Source organism: Microbacterium sp. ARD31 (assembly GCF_031844425.1).
Genome location: NZ_JAUZVE010000029.1, coordinates 14,927 through 28,669 on the forward strand (window position 1 = coordinate 14,927; position 13,743 = coordinate 28,669).

At 70.8% G+C, this 13,743-nt stretch carries 12 protein-coding genes; 6 read left to right on the forward strand and 6 right to left on the reverse strand.

Translation table 11 applies throughout. From position 1 onward, the window contains the following. Positions 1-5: 5 nt before the first annotated feature. Complete coding sequence (locus Q9S36_RS36530) at positions 6-362, reverse strand: holo-ACP synthase (protein WP_311289691.1); 357 nt, start codon at positions 360-362, stop codon at positions 6-8. Between the two features lie 214 nt (positions 363-576). After that, positions 577-1,164, reverse strand: coding sequence for a low molecular weight phosphatase family protein (locus Q9S36_RS36535; protein WP_311289692.1), 588 nt, complete (start codon positions 1,162-1,164; stop codon positions 577-579). Positions 1,165-1,280: 116 nt separating this feature from the next. Between Q9S36_RS36535 and Q9S36_RS36540 the strand changes: the two genes are divergently transcribed. Then, complete coding sequence (locus Q9S36_RS36540; RefSeq protein WP_311289693.1) at positions 1,281-2,096, forward strand: CPBP family intramembrane glutamic endopeptidase; 816 nt, start codon at positions 1,281-1,283, stop codon at positions 2,094-2,096. 28 nt (positions 2,097-2,124) lie between these two features. Here Q9S36_RS36540 and Q9S36_RS36545 read toward each other — a convergent pair whose 3' ends face one another. Together Q9S36_RS36545 and glmS are read right to left on the reverse strand one after the other, a co-directional pair. After that, positions 2,125-3,435 carry a UDP-glucose/GDP-mannose dehydrogenase family protein gene (locus tag Q9S36_RS36545; protein WP_311289694.1) on the reverse strand — a complete coding sequence of 437 codons (1,311 nt, stop codon included), beginning with the start codon at positions 3,433-3,435 and terminating at the stop codon, positions 2,125-2,127. Between the two features lie 429 nt (positions 3,436-3,864). Beyond that, positions 3,865-5,715, reverse strand: a complete 1,851-nt coding sequence (glmS, locus tag Q9S36_RS36550) for a glutamine--fructose-6-phosphate transaminase (isomerizing) (protein ID WP_311289695.1) — start codon at positions 5,713-5,715, stop codon at positions 3,865-3,867. A gap of 155 nt (positions 5,716-5,870) precedes the next feature. Between glmS and Q9S36_RS36555 the strand changes: the two genes are divergently transcribed. After that, positions 5,871-6,368 carry a CAP domain-containing protein gene (locus Q9S36_RS36555; protein WP_064003278.1) on the forward strand — a complete coding sequence of 166 codons (498 nt, stop codon included), beginning with the start codon at positions 5,871-5,873 and terminating at the stop codon, positions 6,366-6,368. 73 nt (positions 6,369-6,441) lie between these two features. Continuing rightward, the gene (locus tag Q9S36_RS36560; protein ID WP_311289696.1) at positions 6,442-6,906 is read left to right on the forward strand and encodes a VanZ family protein; all 465 of its coding nucleotides are present in this window, start codon (positions 6,442-6,444) and stop codon (positions 6,904-6,906) included. A 20-nt stretch (positions 6,907-6,926) separates the two neighbouring features. Here Q9S36_RS36560 and coaA read toward each other — a convergent pair whose 3' ends face one another. Further along, positions 6,927-7,874 carry a type I pantothenate kinase gene (gene coaA / locus Q9S36_RS36565; RefSeq protein ID WP_311289697.1) on the reverse strand — a complete coding sequence of 316 codons (948 nt, stop codon included), beginning with the start codon at positions 7,872-7,874 and terminating at the stop codon, positions 6,927-6,929. A 135-nt stretch (positions 7,875-8,009) separates the two neighbouring features. Between coaA and Q9S36_RS36570 the strand changes: the two genes are divergently transcribed. After that, a complete protein-coding gene (locus Q9S36_RS36570) occupies positions 8,010-9,581 on the forward strand; it encodes a cellulase family glycosylhydrolase (RefSeq protein ID WP_311289698.1) in 1,572 nt (523 codons plus the stop codon). A 3-nt stretch (positions 9,582-9,584) separates the two neighbouring features. Here the strand turns inward: Q9S36_RS36570 and Q9S36_RS36575 are convergent, their stop codons facing one another. Then, positions 9,585-10,478 carry an SDR family oxidoreductase gene (locus Q9S36_RS36575; RefSeq protein WP_311289699.1) on the reverse strand — a complete coding sequence of 298 codons (894 nt, stop codon included), beginning with the start codon at positions 10,476-10,478 and terminating at the stop codon, positions 9,585-9,587. Positions 10,479-10,724: 246 nt separating this feature from the next. Between Q9S36_RS36575 and Q9S36_RS36580 the strand changes: the two genes are divergently transcribed. Continuing rightward, positions 10,725-12,101, forward strand: coding sequence for an alpha/beta hydrolase (locus tag Q9S36_RS36580; RefSeq protein ID WP_311289700.1), 1,377 nt, complete (start codon positions 10,725-10,727; stop codon positions 12,099-12,101). Positions 12,102-12,118: 17 nt separating this feature from the next. Next, positions 12,119-13,669, forward strand: a complete 1,551-nt coding sequence (locus Q9S36_RS36585) for a GMC family oxidoreductase (RefSeq protein ID WP_311289701.1) — start codon at positions 12,119-12,121, stop codon at positions 13,667-13,669. Positions 13,670-13,743: the final 74 nt, after the last annotated feature.

The following is a 13,743-nucleotide window of genomic DNA, read 5'->3' on the forward strand; positions in this document are numbered from 1 at the left end:
CCGGGTCACGATCGCGCCTCCGCGACGACGTAGGCCGTCGCGAGTCCCGCGTCGTGCGAGAGCGACAGGTGCACGCTCGTGATGCCGCGGTCGGCGACGGTGGCGGCGGTCTCGCCCGACAGCGCGAAGACGGGGCGCCCCGAAGGTTCGGAGGCCACCTCGATGTCGGTCCAGTGCACGCCTTCGGACCCGCCGAGCGCCTTGATGAGCGCCTCCTTCGCCGCGTAGCGGGCGGCGAGCGAGTGCGGCTTGAGGGTCTGCTCGGCGGGCGTGAACAGGCGCTGCATGAGCTTCGGGGTGCGGGCGATCGACGCCTCGAAGCGCGGGATGTCGACGAGGTCGACGCCGATGCCGATGATCATGCCGCCTCCCCCTCGCCGCGCTCTACGGCATCAGATCAGGATATCCGGGGTGCGCGGCAGGACGTTCGCACGGCGCGGCCGGCACGTACTTCGGAGATCCGGCGCCGGTGTGCGAGGAGAAGGGCGGACTTTCCGCCCGGAGTCGCTCCGTGGCACCGATTTCTCCGCGGATGTTGCCGCCGCCGGGATCGGCCGCCGGGATCGGTCGACGAGATCAGCCGAGGGCGAGGCGGACGACTCGCTCGACGGCGTCGAGACCGGGCGAGAGCTGCGCGTCAGAGCGTGCGTAGGTCTCGCGGGAGCGGCCGTACGGGTCGACCACGTCGTCGTCGGCGGGATCCGCGGGCGGGAGGACGAGACCGCGCTGCCCCGACAGGACGGCGAGCGCGCCGCGCAGGCGGTCCCGCGGCTCCGCGCCGACCGCACCGGCCCGCAGCGCCTCGTCGGGGGTCGCCGCGGCGAGCCGCTCGAACTCACGGATCGTGAACGCTGTCCGCAGCTGCCCCGGGGCGAGCTCGACCACCGCGCGCCGGTGGTCGCGGTCCATGGCGAGCACCAGGTCGGGGCCTCGAAGGTTCGCCTCGGTCAGGTACCGCGATCCGTGGGCCGCGATCCGGTCGGCGGGCACACCGCGGGCGATCGCGAGCTCGGCGGCTTCAACCGGCATCCGCACCCCCTCGCGTGCGCGGATGCCCGCGCTCGTCGCCACCACGCCGAGGTCCGCGAGGCGCTGCTCGAGGACGAGCGCCACGAGCGGCGAGCGGCAGATGTTGCCCGTGCAGACGGTGAGGATGTGGATCACGCGGGGCCCTTCGAGACGGATGCCGCGACTCGCCCTCGCCCGAGTCTCCCCCTCGGTGCTCGGCGGGACGGTGGCGCGGGGGTGGGACGCGGACGGGCACCCGATACGGTAGGCCCGTGCAGGATCAGCTTAGCGACGGCCCCTCGTCCCCCGCGGCGGAGGCGGAGACCCCGATCGCCGAGCCCGAGCACCGCCCCGACGGCGATGAGCGGCGCCGCCGCGGCCGCCGCCGGCGCCGCACCGATTGGCGCCTCGGCGGCACCGGGGTGCGCCCCTGGAACGGCAGCCTGCTGGTCATCGCGCTGCTCAGCCTGGGCGCGGCGATCTTCGCCGGCTCGCTCGTGCAGCTGCTGTGGCGGTCGCCGTCGGCGCCGCTGGTCTCGACGGCGGTCCTGTGGGTCGGGATGCTGGTCCCCGTCGTGGTGGCGTTCCGCCGAGGACGCCCGGCCGGGCTGCTGCGCGTGCGCGGCGCGGACCTGATCTACGGACTCGCTCTGGGCCTCGGCCTGCGGGTGATCGAGGGATGGGTGTCGGATGCCGCGGCCCGCCCGTTCCCGTCCGCGAACCTCACCTCGTCGTGGCTGCTGACCGAGGCGATCCCGTCGGGGCTCGTCGGCCCGGTGGTCGAGGAGTTCTTCTTCCGCACCGTCATCCTCGTCGCGATGTACGGGCTGCTCCGTCGCACCGCGGGTCGCGCGGCGGCGGCGGTCGCGGCGGTCCTCGTCTCGACGGCGAGCTTCATCCTCATCCACGTCGTCGACGGCTCGCTGCCGCTCGGCGAGTCCCTCTCGGTGGGCGCCGTCGGCCTCGTCTGCGCGACCCTCGTCATCCTGACCGGTCGCATCTGGGGGGCCGTGTTCGCGCACATCGTCTACAACGCGACGGCGCTGCTCCTGATGGCGGCGGGCGCGGCGATCTCCGGCGGGCAGTGACACCACCCGCCGGAGCGCCGCGCATCGGTCAGGGGCGACCCATCCCGTAGTACGTCCATCCGGCGGCGCGCCACGCGGCGGGGTCGAGGGCGTTGCGGCCGTCGACGACGACGCGGCCGGCCGTGAGGGATGCCGCATGCTCGGGACTGAGCTCGCGCCGGTACTCATCCCACTCGGTCACCAGGATGACGGCGTCGGCGCCCGTCAGCGCCTCGTCGCGGTCGGCGACGTAGGTCAGATGAGGGTGCTGGCGGCGCGCGTTCTCGATCGCCTCAGGGTCAGTGAGGGTGACGCTCGCGCCGAGCCCGTGCAGACGGACGGCGACGTCGAGACCCGGAGAGTCGCGGATGTCGTCGGAGTAGGGCTTGAAGGCTGCGCCGAGGACGGTGACCTTCTTGCCGAAGAGCTCGCCGCCGAGGCCGTCCTGGACGAGCTGGACCGCGCGCTCTCGGCGCCGCATGTTGATCTCGTCAACCTCGCGCAGGAACGCGACCGATTCACCGCGGCCGAGTTCCTCGGCGCGGGCGGAGAAGGCGCGGATGTCCTTCGGCAGGCAGCCGCCGCCGAACCCGATGCCGGCGCCGAGGAAGCGGCGACCGATGCGGGCGTCGTGGCCGATCGCGTCGGCCAGCATCGTGACGTCGGCACCGGCGACCTCTGCGATCTCGGCCATCGCGTTGATGAAGCTGATCTTCGTCGCGAGGAACGCGTTCGCCGACACCTTCACGAGCTCGGCGGTCGCGTAGTCGGTCACGATGAAGGGCGTCCCCTTCGCGATCGACGGGTGGTAGACCTCGCGCAGCACCTGGGTGGCGCGCTCGCCCTCGTCACTGGCGGGAACACCCGCGACGAGGCGGTCGGGGTCGACCGTGTCCTGCACGGCGAATCCCTCGCGCAGGAACTCGGGGTTCCAGACGAGCGTCGCGCCCGTCGCGCTGACGCGGGGGGCGAGGGATGCGGCGGTGCCGACGGGAACCGTCGACTTGCCCGCGACGATGTCACCCTCGGACAGGTGCGGCAGGAGCGCATCGACGGCCGCGTTGACGTAGGTCAGGTCGGCCGCGTAGCCGCCCTTGACCTGGGGCGTGCCGACACCGACGAAGTGGACGGCTGCGCCCGCGGCGGCGGCGAAGTCGGTCGAGAAGGACAGTCGACCGGAGGCGATGCCCTCGGAGAGGATCTCGGACAGACCGGGCTCGAAGAACGGGGCCTCGCCGGCGGCGAGCGAGGCGACCTTCCGCTCATCCACGTCGATGCCGACCACCTCGTGGCCGATCGAGGCCATGGCCGCCGCGTGCACCGCCCCCAGGTAGCCGCATCCGATGACAGAAAGTCGCATCTCAGAGTCCCTCCACAGGCACGCCGTGTCTTCGGCGTGCCGGTCGTGTCTATCAGATTCCGATGACGACCATTTGTCGCGGAGGTGTCTTCGGACGCGGCGATCCTGTCAATCGGGGCGAGCACGCGCGTGACGCCGTGGGCAAGGATCGCTATCGTGAGCGGACAACTGCACGATCACTTCCGAGTTCTGACATCACCTCACCCGAAGAGGACGTCACGATGAGCACCTCCGCAGAAGGCGCCTCACAGGCCGGATCACCCTCGCCTGCGCACACCGAAGCACCTGTGTGAGAACCGGATGCCGGGCCGGCGGCACCCCCGCAGCCGTGGCCGTATGCGCTGTTCCGGTTCGCACCGTGGCAGCTGCGCGCCTGGGTCGACGAGGCGCGGAGCGCGTCGTTCGGGCCGGGACGGAACCCGGCCCGACTCACTCGACGGTGACGGACTTCGCGAGGTTGCGCGGCTGATCGACGTCGAGGCCCTTCGCCGTGGCGAGACCCATCGCGAAGATGTGCAGCGGGACGACCGCCAGGAGCGGCTCGAACAGCGGCGCGGCCAGCGGGATGCGCAGGACCTCGTCGGCGAACGGGAGCACCGACACGTCCCCCTCTTCGGCGACCGCGATCACGCGGGCGCCGCGGGCGCGGATCTCCTGGATGTTGGAGACGACCTTCTTCTGCAGCTCGGCCGCGCCGCGGGGCGACGGGACGATCACGAAGACCGCCTGACCGGGCTCGATGAGCGCGATGGGACCGTGCTTGAGCTCACCGGCGGCGAAGCCCTCGGCGTGGATGTAAGAGATCTCCTTGAGCTTCAGCGCACCCTCGAGGGCGATCGGGTATCCGACGTGGCGGCCAAGGAACAGGACCGAGTTCGTGTCCGCCATCCAGCCGGCGAACTGCTCGATGTGCTCCTGCTCGGTCTCGAGGACGCGCGCGATCTTCGCGGGGATCGCCTCGAGCTCACGGACGGCCTCTGCCGAGTCCTCGTGCGAGAGGACGCTACGCACACGACCGACGTGGAGGGCCAGCAGGTAGAGGGCGGTGATCTGAGCGACGAAGGCCTTGGTCGAGGCGACGGCGACTTCGGGACCGGCGTGCGTGTAGACGATCGCGTCGGACTCGCGCGGGATCGTCGCGCCCTGCGTGTTGCAGATCGAGAGCGTCTTGGCGCCCTGCTCGCGGGCGTACTTGACGGCCATGAGTGTGTCCATCGTCTCGCCCGACTGCGAAATCGAGACGACGAGCGTGTCGGGGCCGATGACCGGGTCGCGGTAGCGGAACTCGTGCGCGAGCTCGACGTCGACGGGGACGCGCGTCCACTGCTCGAGGGCATACTTGCCGACCATGCCCGCGTACGCGGCGGTGCCGCAGGCGACGACGATGACGCGGCTGATGCCGAGGAACAGGTCGTCGAGACCGTCGAGCTCGGGGATCGTGACGGCGCCGTCCGAGAAACGACCGCGGATGGTGTTCGCGACGGCCTCGGGCTCCTCCGAGACCTCCTTGGCCATGAACGACGACCAGCCGCCCTTCTCCGCGGCCGAGGCGTCCCAGACGACCTCGAACGGCTCGACCTCGACGGTGTGGCCGCCGAAATCGGTGACCTCGACGCCCTGCGGCGTGATGGCGACGATCTGGTCCTGGCCGATGGCGAGGGCGTTGCGGGTGTGCTCGACGAAGGCCGCCACGTCGGAGCCGAGGAAGTTCTCTCCCTCGCCCAGTCCGATCACGAGGGGCGAATTGCGGCGAGCGCCGACGACGAGGCCCGGCTGATCCTGGTGCATCGCGAGGAGGGTGAAGGCGCCCTCGAGGCGAGCGGCGACCGTCCGGAAGGCGGCGACCAGGTCATGGGATGCCGCGTACTCGCGGCCGAGCAGGACCGCCGCGACCTCGGTGTCGGTCTCGCTGCGGAAGGTGAATCCGTCGGCGAGGAGCTCGTCCTTCAGCTCGGCGAAGTTCTCGATGATGCCGTTGTGGATGACGGCGAGCTTGTCGTCGTCAGCGAGGTGCGGGTGCGCGTTCGCGTCGGTGGGGCCGCCGTGGGTCGCCCAACGGGTGTGGCCGATGCCGGTCGTGCCATCGGTCATGGGGTGCGCGGTCAGATCGTCCCGCAGCACCTGGAGCTTTCCCGCGCGCTTGCGCATTTCGAGGTCTCCCTCGCCGTCGATGACGGCGATCCCTGCGGAGTCGTACCCCCGATACTCGAGCCGAGCCAAGCCCGAAAGGAGAATGGCCTGACTGTCGCGAGGCCCCACGTATCCGACGATTCCACACATGCGTCCGATTCTAAGCGGGACGGGCTGAGACAACTCCCCTGCCCGCGCTCAGGCGCGTCGCGTGCGACGAGGGCTGGCGGGAGGCGGTATCCGTTTGGTAGCCATGGAGAACCGTGTCCTCCGCACGGCCGTGCCCCCACACGACGGAGTCCCCCGTGTCCGCATCCTCTCGTACCCGACGGCGATCCGCGATCGCGCTCACCGCCGTCCTCGCCCTCTCCCTGTCGGTAGCGCCGGCCGCGTCCGCATCCGCGGCGACGTCGGTCTCGTGCACCGGTACGACGCAAGCCGCTGTCCAGAAACGCGTCCTGGCCGACGTGAACGCGGCGCGCAAGGCCAAAGGCAAGAAGCCTTTGACCCTCAACGCGTCGATGTCGAAGGTCGCTGTGGCCTGGTCGACGAAGCAGGCCGCCGCCAACCGGATGAGCCACAACCCGAAGTACTCGTCGCAGATCCCCGCGGGCTGGACGCGCGCCGCCGAGAACGTCGCGTTCGGCTACACCCCCGCCAAGGTCACCCCGGCATGGATGAAATCCACCGGGCACCGGGCCAACATCCTCGGTTCGTACAACCGCATCGGCATCGGCGTCGCGTGCTCGAAGCGAGGTCTGCCGTTCTACACGCAGGTGTTCGGCTCGTACCCGGCGCGCTGATCGGCCTCGCCCCGGGCGGGGCGTAGACTCGGCGATCTTCGCCGCAGCGTCGCGCCCCGCCCGAGGAGGACCGATGCCGAACGTCCCGCCGCCCATCCCGCAGGAGATACCGCCCAGACCTCCGCTGCCTGGCTCGGCGGCCGCGCGACGGCGACCGGCATCCGTCCCGCTCATGGTGCTCGGCGGCTACGTCGTCGCGCTGGCAGTGATCGCGTTCTGGCCGACCCCGGTGGATGCGGGCGTCGCACCGCTGCTCGAAGCCCTCTCGCGGCGGTTGCCCGCGCTCAGCTACCCCCGGGTCGAGTTCGCCGCGAACGTCGGGCTGTTCGTGCCGTTCGGCGTGCTGCTACCGATGATCCTGCGCTCACGCGAGCTCGTGCTGCCGATCGCGATCGTCGCGACGGTCGCGATCGAATGCGGACAGGCCGCGTTCCTCACCGAGCGCTTTCCGAGCGTGCTCGACATCATCGCGAACACGACGGGGGCGTGTGTCGGGATGCTGGGACTCGAGCTCTGGCGGAGGATCCGACGCCGCTGAGCCCGGGCGTAGGCACGGACTCAGAGCTTGCGCAGGCGCACCGTCTCGACGGTGTGGTCCGCGGCCTTGCGGAGGATGAGCCTCGCACGGTGACGGGTGGGTTCGACGTTCTCGACCAGGTTGGGGAGGTTGATCTCGTTCCAGTACCCGAGCGCGCGTGTCACGGCCTCGTCGTCGGAGATGTCGGCGAAGACCTTGAAGAACGAGTTCGGGTTCGAGAACGCGGCTTCGCGGAGGGCGAGGAAGCGGTTCACGTACCACTGCGCGATGTGGTCGTGATCGGCGTCGACGTAGATGGAGAAGTCGAACAGCTCGCTGACGGCGATGTCGTGCGGGTTGGGCGCCGAGGCGAGGACGTTCAGGCCCTCGACGATGATGACGTCCGGCCGGCGCACGGTGACCTGGGCGTCGGGGATGATGTCGTACCGCATGTGCGAGTAATAGGGCGCCTTCACCTCTGCCTCGCCGGACTTCACCGCGAGCAGGAACTCGACGAGCGCGCGGCGGTCGTAGGACTCGGGGAAGCCCTTGCGATCCATGATCCCGCGACGTTCGAGCTCGGCGTTGGGGTAGAGGAAGCCGTCGGTCGTCACCAGCTCGACCCGCGGGGTGCCCGGCCAGCGGCTCATCAGCTCGCGGAGCAGTCGTGCGACCGTCGACTTGCCGACCGCGACCGATCCCGCCACCGCGACGATGAACGGCGTCGTGGCGTCGTTCTCGCCGACGAACTCCGCCGTGTCCGCGCCGAGCCGCTTGGTCGCCGAGGCGTACAGGGACAGCAGCCGGCTCAGCGGCAGGTAGACCTCGCGCACCTCGGTGATGTCGAGGCGGTCGCCGATGCCGCGCAGCTGCACGACCTCGGTCTCGGTGAGGGGCTGCTCCATGCCGGCGGCCATCCGCGCCCATTCGGCACGGGGGATCTCGCGGTACAGCGAATCGTTCGTCGTCGGCGCTTCGTCGGGGGACATTGCGGCAACTCTAGCCCGCGGTCGAGCGCCCTCTCGCGCGCGGGACGTACGCGCGCGAGAGGGGGTGTGTCGCGTACTCTTGGCAGCGGGTGTTCCAACGCGGCCGTTCTGCCGTTCTCGACGGGGGTTTTTCCGATGCTGCGACGCGTTCTGGCGGTCCTTGCCGCTGTCGTGTTGACGACATCCTTGGGCGTAGCCTCCGCCCCCGCGACGGCCGAGGCCGCCACGATCCCCTGGCTGAAGACGCACGGATCCAAGATCCAGGACGCCTCGACCGGCAACACCGTGACCGTGAAGGCCACCTCGTGGTTCGGGATGGAGACCGACACGTGCGCGCCGCACGGCCTGTGGTCGATCACGCTCGATCAGGGCATGGCCCAGATCTCGGGCATGGGCTTCAACACCGTGCGCCTGCCGTTCTCGAACGAGTGCCTGACCAAGAAATCGGTCGGCTCCGTGAACACCGCACTGAACCCGAAGCTCGCGAAAGCGTCGACGCTGACGGTGATGGATGCCGTCGTCGCGAGCGCGCGCAAGTACAACCTGCGCGTGATCCTCGACCGGCACCGGCCGGGTTCCGATGCCCAGTCCGAGCTCTGGTACACGAAGAAGTACTCCGAGTCCCGCTGGATCTCGGATTGGAAGATGCTCGCGAAGCGCTACAAGAACCAGCCGACGATCATCGGCTTCGACCTCCATAACGAGCCGCAGGGTTCGGCGTGCTGGGGCTGCGGCGTGAAGGCGCGCGACTGGCGCGCGGCGGCGACGCGGGCGGGCGACGCCATCCACACCGTCAACTCGAAGCTGCTGATCATCGTCGAGGGCGTGCAGTACGGCGCCGACGGCAAGGGCACCTGGTGGGGTGGCAACCTGACCGGCGTGAAGTCGAAGCCGGTGGTGCTCAAGGTCAAGAACCGCGTCGTCTACTCGCCCCACGAGTACCCCTCGTCGGTGTTCGATCAGCCCTGGTTCCACGACAAGCGATACCCGGAGAACCTCCGCGCGGTGTGGGACAAGCAGTGGGGCTACATCGTCACCAAGAACATCGCGCCGGTGTTCGTCGGCGAATTCGGCACGAAGCTGCAGACCTCGTCCGACAAGAAGTGGCTGTCGAAGTTCGTCGGCTACCTGAAGGACCGCCGCATCAGCTGGGGCTACTGGTCCTTCAACCCGAACAGCGGTGACACCGGCGGCCTGCTGAAGGACGACTGGTTCACGCGCGAGAAGGCGAAGCTCGCGGCGCTGAAGCCGATCCTCACTCCGAAGAACGTGCGCTACCCGGCCGCGCCGGCGCCGACACCCGCACCCCAGCCGTCCCCGCAGCCCTCGTCCCCCGGCACGAAGCCCGACCCCGCCGTCGGGAAATCCACGAGCGCGTCGTCGAACGGCGTCTCGGCGACACTCACGGTGACGAGTTCATGGCCGTCGAAATACCAGATCGCCCTGGCCCTCACGACGTCGTCGGGCGTGAAGGTGCGGTCGTGGACGGCCTCGTGGGCGTCGCCGGGTGCGACCGCCGTCGACAGTGCGTGGGGAATGTCGTGCCGCGTCGCGAGCCCCGGCACCGCGGGTGCCCGCATCAGCTGCTCGGGGGTCGAGTGGGGACTCGCCAATCTGACGCAGGGGTCCCGTGTCGACGTCGGGGCGATCCTCACCGCGCCCAAGGCACCGGTATCCCCCGCCCTGTCGCTCTCGGTGGCGCGCTGACCGCTACGGCGTGACCATCCCGCCGTTGACGTTCAGGGTCTCGCCCGAGACGTAGCTGGACTCCGCCGACGCGAGGAACACGAACGCGGGTGCGATCTCGGCCGGCTGTCCGGCCCGCTTGTACTCGTTCTCCTCGTCGAACGCCCGCATCTGCTCGTCCGAGACCCCGTCGCTGACCTGCAGCGCCGACCACACCGGACCGGGGGCGACGACGTTGACCCGGATGCCGCGGGGCGCCAGCTGCTGTGCGAGACCCTTCGACAGGTTGTTGATCGCCGCCTTCGTCGCGGCGTAGTCGAGACGGTCGGGCGCGGGCTTGTACGCCTCGAGCGAGGCGGTGCTGATGATGGATGCCCCGGGCGGCATGTGTACGAGGGCGGCCTTCACGATCCAGAAGAAGGCGAAGACGTTGGTCTCGAACGTGGCGCGGAACTGGTCGTCGGAGAGGTCCTCGACGCGCTCGACCGCGACCTGCTTCCCGGCGTTGCTGACGACGATGTCGATGCTCCCGAGGAACTCGGCCGCTTCGGCGACGAGTTCGCGGCAGCGACCGGGATCGGTGATGTCGGCGGCGATCGCGTGGCCGCGGACGCCCGCGTCGGCGATGACCTGGAGGACGTGATCGGCATCCTCCTGCTCGTCGGGCAGGTGCACGATGACGACGTCCGCTCCCTCGCGCGCGAAGGCGATGGCGGCCGCCGCCCCGATGCCCGAGTCGCCCCCGGTGACGAGCGCCTTGCGCCCCCGCAGGCGGTCGGAGCCCCGGTACGTGTGCTCGCCCAGGTCGGGGACCGGCGTCATCCGCGCCTGTACGCCGGGCTCCGGCTGGTGCTGCACCGGCGGCTCGACGCGGGCGTAGCGGGTGACGGGGTTGTCGAACGTGTACTGGTCGGTCATGCCCGCCACGGTAGGCCGGGGCGGGGCATCCGTTCTGCCCCTTGCCAGCGGCGGCTTCCGGTGACAGGAGGCCCCGCGTCGGATTCGGAGGATGAGGCCGGATTCGGATCGGGGAGCGGTGTCTGGTCCGAATTCGGGGCAGATCTCCGAATCCGGCGCACGCCGCGGGGCGGCGGGGATGATCGCACCTCCCCGGCGGGTGCGCAAGCAGGCGAGGAAGGTCGGCCGCGTTCCTAGGGTTGTCCCGTGCCGAGCGCTGCGAACCCCCCTCACGAGTGCACCGTCTTCTTCCTGCCGGGATTGGGGCTGGATGCCGCATCCGCCGGCGCCATCGCGGCGGCGGCCGATCCGCGACTCCGCGTCGTGGGCGTCGACCTGCTCGATCGGGGGCGCGCGGCATCCGTCGACGACCTGGCCGACACCGCGCTCGAACGGATCGCGGCCGAGGCCGACGGCGGCCCGTTCCTCGTCTGCGGCCACAGCCTCGGCGGCAAGGTCGCCGCGCGTGTCATGTCGCGCGTGCTGGCCGGCACCGAGCAAGTCTTCGGGCTCGCGGGCGCCGTGCTGCTCGCGCCCTCTCCCCCGACACCCGAACCGATGCCCGACGACAAACGCGCCGAGATGCTCGCGACCACGCAGGGTGACCACCTGTCGCGGGAGGATGCCGCGGCCTTCGTCGCCGCGAACGTCGCCGCCCCGCTGTCCACCGAGGTGCAGGACGCGGCGATCGATGCCGTCGTGCGGCAGCCGGCATCCGCCTGGCGCGACTGGCTCACCGCGGGCAGCCTCGAGGACGCGACCGGGCTCGTGGGTGTGCTCGACCTGCCCGTCGTGGTGCTGGCGGGCGATGCCGACGAGGCGCTCGGCGCCGACGCGCAGCCCGATCTGATCGCCGACGTCTACCCCCGTGCCCGTGTCGAGCGGATGCCGGGTGTCGGTCATCTGCTGCCCTACGAGACCCCTGAGCGGGTCGCCGCTGTGCTCGCCGAGACGTGGGACGCGATCCGCGCCGCGGCTCCGATGGTGCCGGCGGAATGGGGGCGCGTCATCGCGTCGACGCGGGTCGACGTCGCCGTGCGTCGAACCCTCGCGCGCCGCGCAATCGCGGACGACCGCGGCCGCGCTGCCCGCTCGCTGAACCCCGCGCAGATTCAGACGCTCCGGGCGCTCGCGTCGCTGCTGGTGCCGCAGGGCGAGGGCGGGACGATCGATCTCGCCACGCGCATCGACGACATGCTCGCCGAGGGCGGCACCGACGGCTGGCGCCCGCTGGGCTCCCCCGCAGACCCGATCGCGTACGCGCGCGGCCTCGACGCGATCGCGGCGGTGTGGCCGACGGACGTCGCCGAGCAGCGCCGCCTGATCGTGACGCTGATCACGGACGGGATCGCCGCGGACGGACTCGGGGCCGACGGCATCCGCTCGTGGTTCGAGGATGCCCGCAACGATCTGCTGCGCATGTGGCTCGCCCACCCGGCATCCCTTGCGCGCATCGGGTTCGACGGCTTCGCGGTGGGCGGTACGGCGCAACAGCCGGCGGGATGGGCGACCATCGCGGCCGGAGGACGAGAGACGTGGGAGCCGAGCGAGCTCGGCCAGACAGTGGCGGAGGATGCCGCGTGACCGGCGATCATCGCCGGGTGACTGACCACCCGGGCATGCAGAGGTTCGATCTGGACGAAGTGGTCGACGTCGTCGTGGTCGGGACGGGTGCCGGTGGCGCTCCCCTGCTCGCACGGCTGGCGGAGGCCGGGCTGCGGGTCGTGGCGCTCGAGGCGGGCCCGGACTTCGCGCCGAGCGAGTTCACGCCCGACGAGCTGGAGTCCACGAAGATCAACTGGATGTCGGACCGGCTGAGCGGCGGCGCCGATCCGACCGCTTTCGGACCGAACAACAGCGGCTACGGCGTCGGCGGCAGCACGCTGCACTGGGGTGCGTTCACGCCGCGGCCGGACGCGCGCGACCTGCGGCTGCGCTCGGAGACCGGCAAGGGCCGGGACTGGCCGATCGATCACGCCGAGCTGATCCGCTACATCGAGCGGGTGGAGTCCGACATCGGGGTGAGCGGTCCCGCGCACTACCCGTGGGATCCGTCGCGCCGGTACGCCTATCCCCCGGTGCGCCGCAACGGGTCGTCCGACGTGATGATCCGCGGCTGCGACGCACTCGGCATCACCGCGACGGACGGACCGGCCGCGATCCTGACGCGCGACCGCGATCAGCCGCACTTCGGCGTGCGCCCGGCGACGCTCGACAACGGCGACATCCACCAGGGTGACCGGTTCGGCGCGAAGGCGACGACCGCGAACACGTACCTGCCCGCCGCCGTGGCGGCCGGTGCCGAGGTGCGCCCGGACGCGTTCGTCCACGGGATCGAACGGGATGCCGCAGGCCGGGTGACCGCGGTCGTGTACCGCTCGGGCGGCGTCGAGCGGCGGCAGCGGTGCGCCGCGCTCGTGCTGGCGGCGGGCGGCGTGGAGACGCCACGGCTGCTGCTGCACACCGGGGTCGGGAACGCCAACGGGGTCGTGGGGCGCGGGTTCATGGCGCACGGTGGCGTGCAGGTGTGGGGCCGGTTCGACGAGCCGATCCGCGCGTACCGGGGCTACCCGTCGTCGATCATCAGCGAGGACTTCGTGCGCCCCGCGGATGCCGACTTCGTGGGCGGGTACCTGCTGCAGAGCCTCGGCGTCATGCCGCTGAACTTCGGCACGCAGCTCGTCCGCGGGGCGGGGCTGTGGGGCGACGACCTCATGACGGCGGTCGACGAGTACCCGTACAGCGCGGGTGTCGGCATGAACGGCGAGTGCCTGCCCGACGACCGCAACGCGCTGACGCTGAGCGACGAACTCGCCGAGGACGGGATGCCGCGCGCCGAGATCTCGTTCTCGCAGGGAGAGAACGAGCGGGCCATCGACCGGCACGGCGTGGCCGTCATGGAGCGCATTTTGCGGGCGGCGGGGGCGCGCAGCACGCGGGTCACGCAGCGCTCGTGCCACACGCTCGGGACCGCGCGCATGAGTGACGATCCCGAGGACGGCGTCGTCGACGCATCCGGTCGGTCCCACGAGGTCGACAACCTCTGGATCTGCGACAACTCGACGTTCCCGAGCGCGCTGACCGCGAACCCGGCACTGACGCAGATGGCCCTGTCGCTGCGGACGGCCGACCTCATGCTCGCCGCGCGCTGAGGCTGGCCGGCCGTTGCATTCACGGATGCAACAGATCCGCCCCGACACGCCGTCCCCGGCCTAATGGATGCCGC

Excerpts from the sequence above, each read along its gene's own strand:
- Q9S36_RS36530 (WP_311289691.1), bottom strand. The coding sequence starts at position 362 with ATGATCATCGGCATCGGCGTCGACCTCGTCGACATCCCGCGCTTCGAG.
- coaA (WP_311289697.1), bottom strand. The coding sequence starts at position 7,874 with ATGTCCCCCGACGAAGCGCCGACGACGAACGATTCGCTGTACCGCGAG.
- glmS (WP_311289695.1), bottom strand. The coding sequence starts at position 5,715 with ATGTGTGGAATCGTCGGATACGTGGGGCCTCGCGACAGTCAGGCCATT.
- Q9S36_RS36570 (WP_311289698.1), top strand. The coding sequence starts at position 8,010 with ATGCTGCGACGCGTTCTGGCGGTCCTTGCCGCTGTCGTGTTGACGACA.
- Q9S36_RS36545 (WP_311289694.1), bottom strand. The coding sequence starts at position 3,435 with ATGCGACTTTCTGTCATCGGATGCGGCTACCTGGGGGCGGTGCACGCG.
- Q9S36_RS36575 (WP_311289699.1), bottom strand. The coding sequence starts at position 10,478 with ATGACCGACCAGTACACGTTCGACAACCCCGTCACCCGCTACGCCCGC.
- Q9S36_RS36560 (WP_311289696.1), top strand. The coding sequence starts at position 6,442 with ATGCCGAACGTCCCGCCGCCCATCCCGCAGGAGATACCGCCCAGACCT.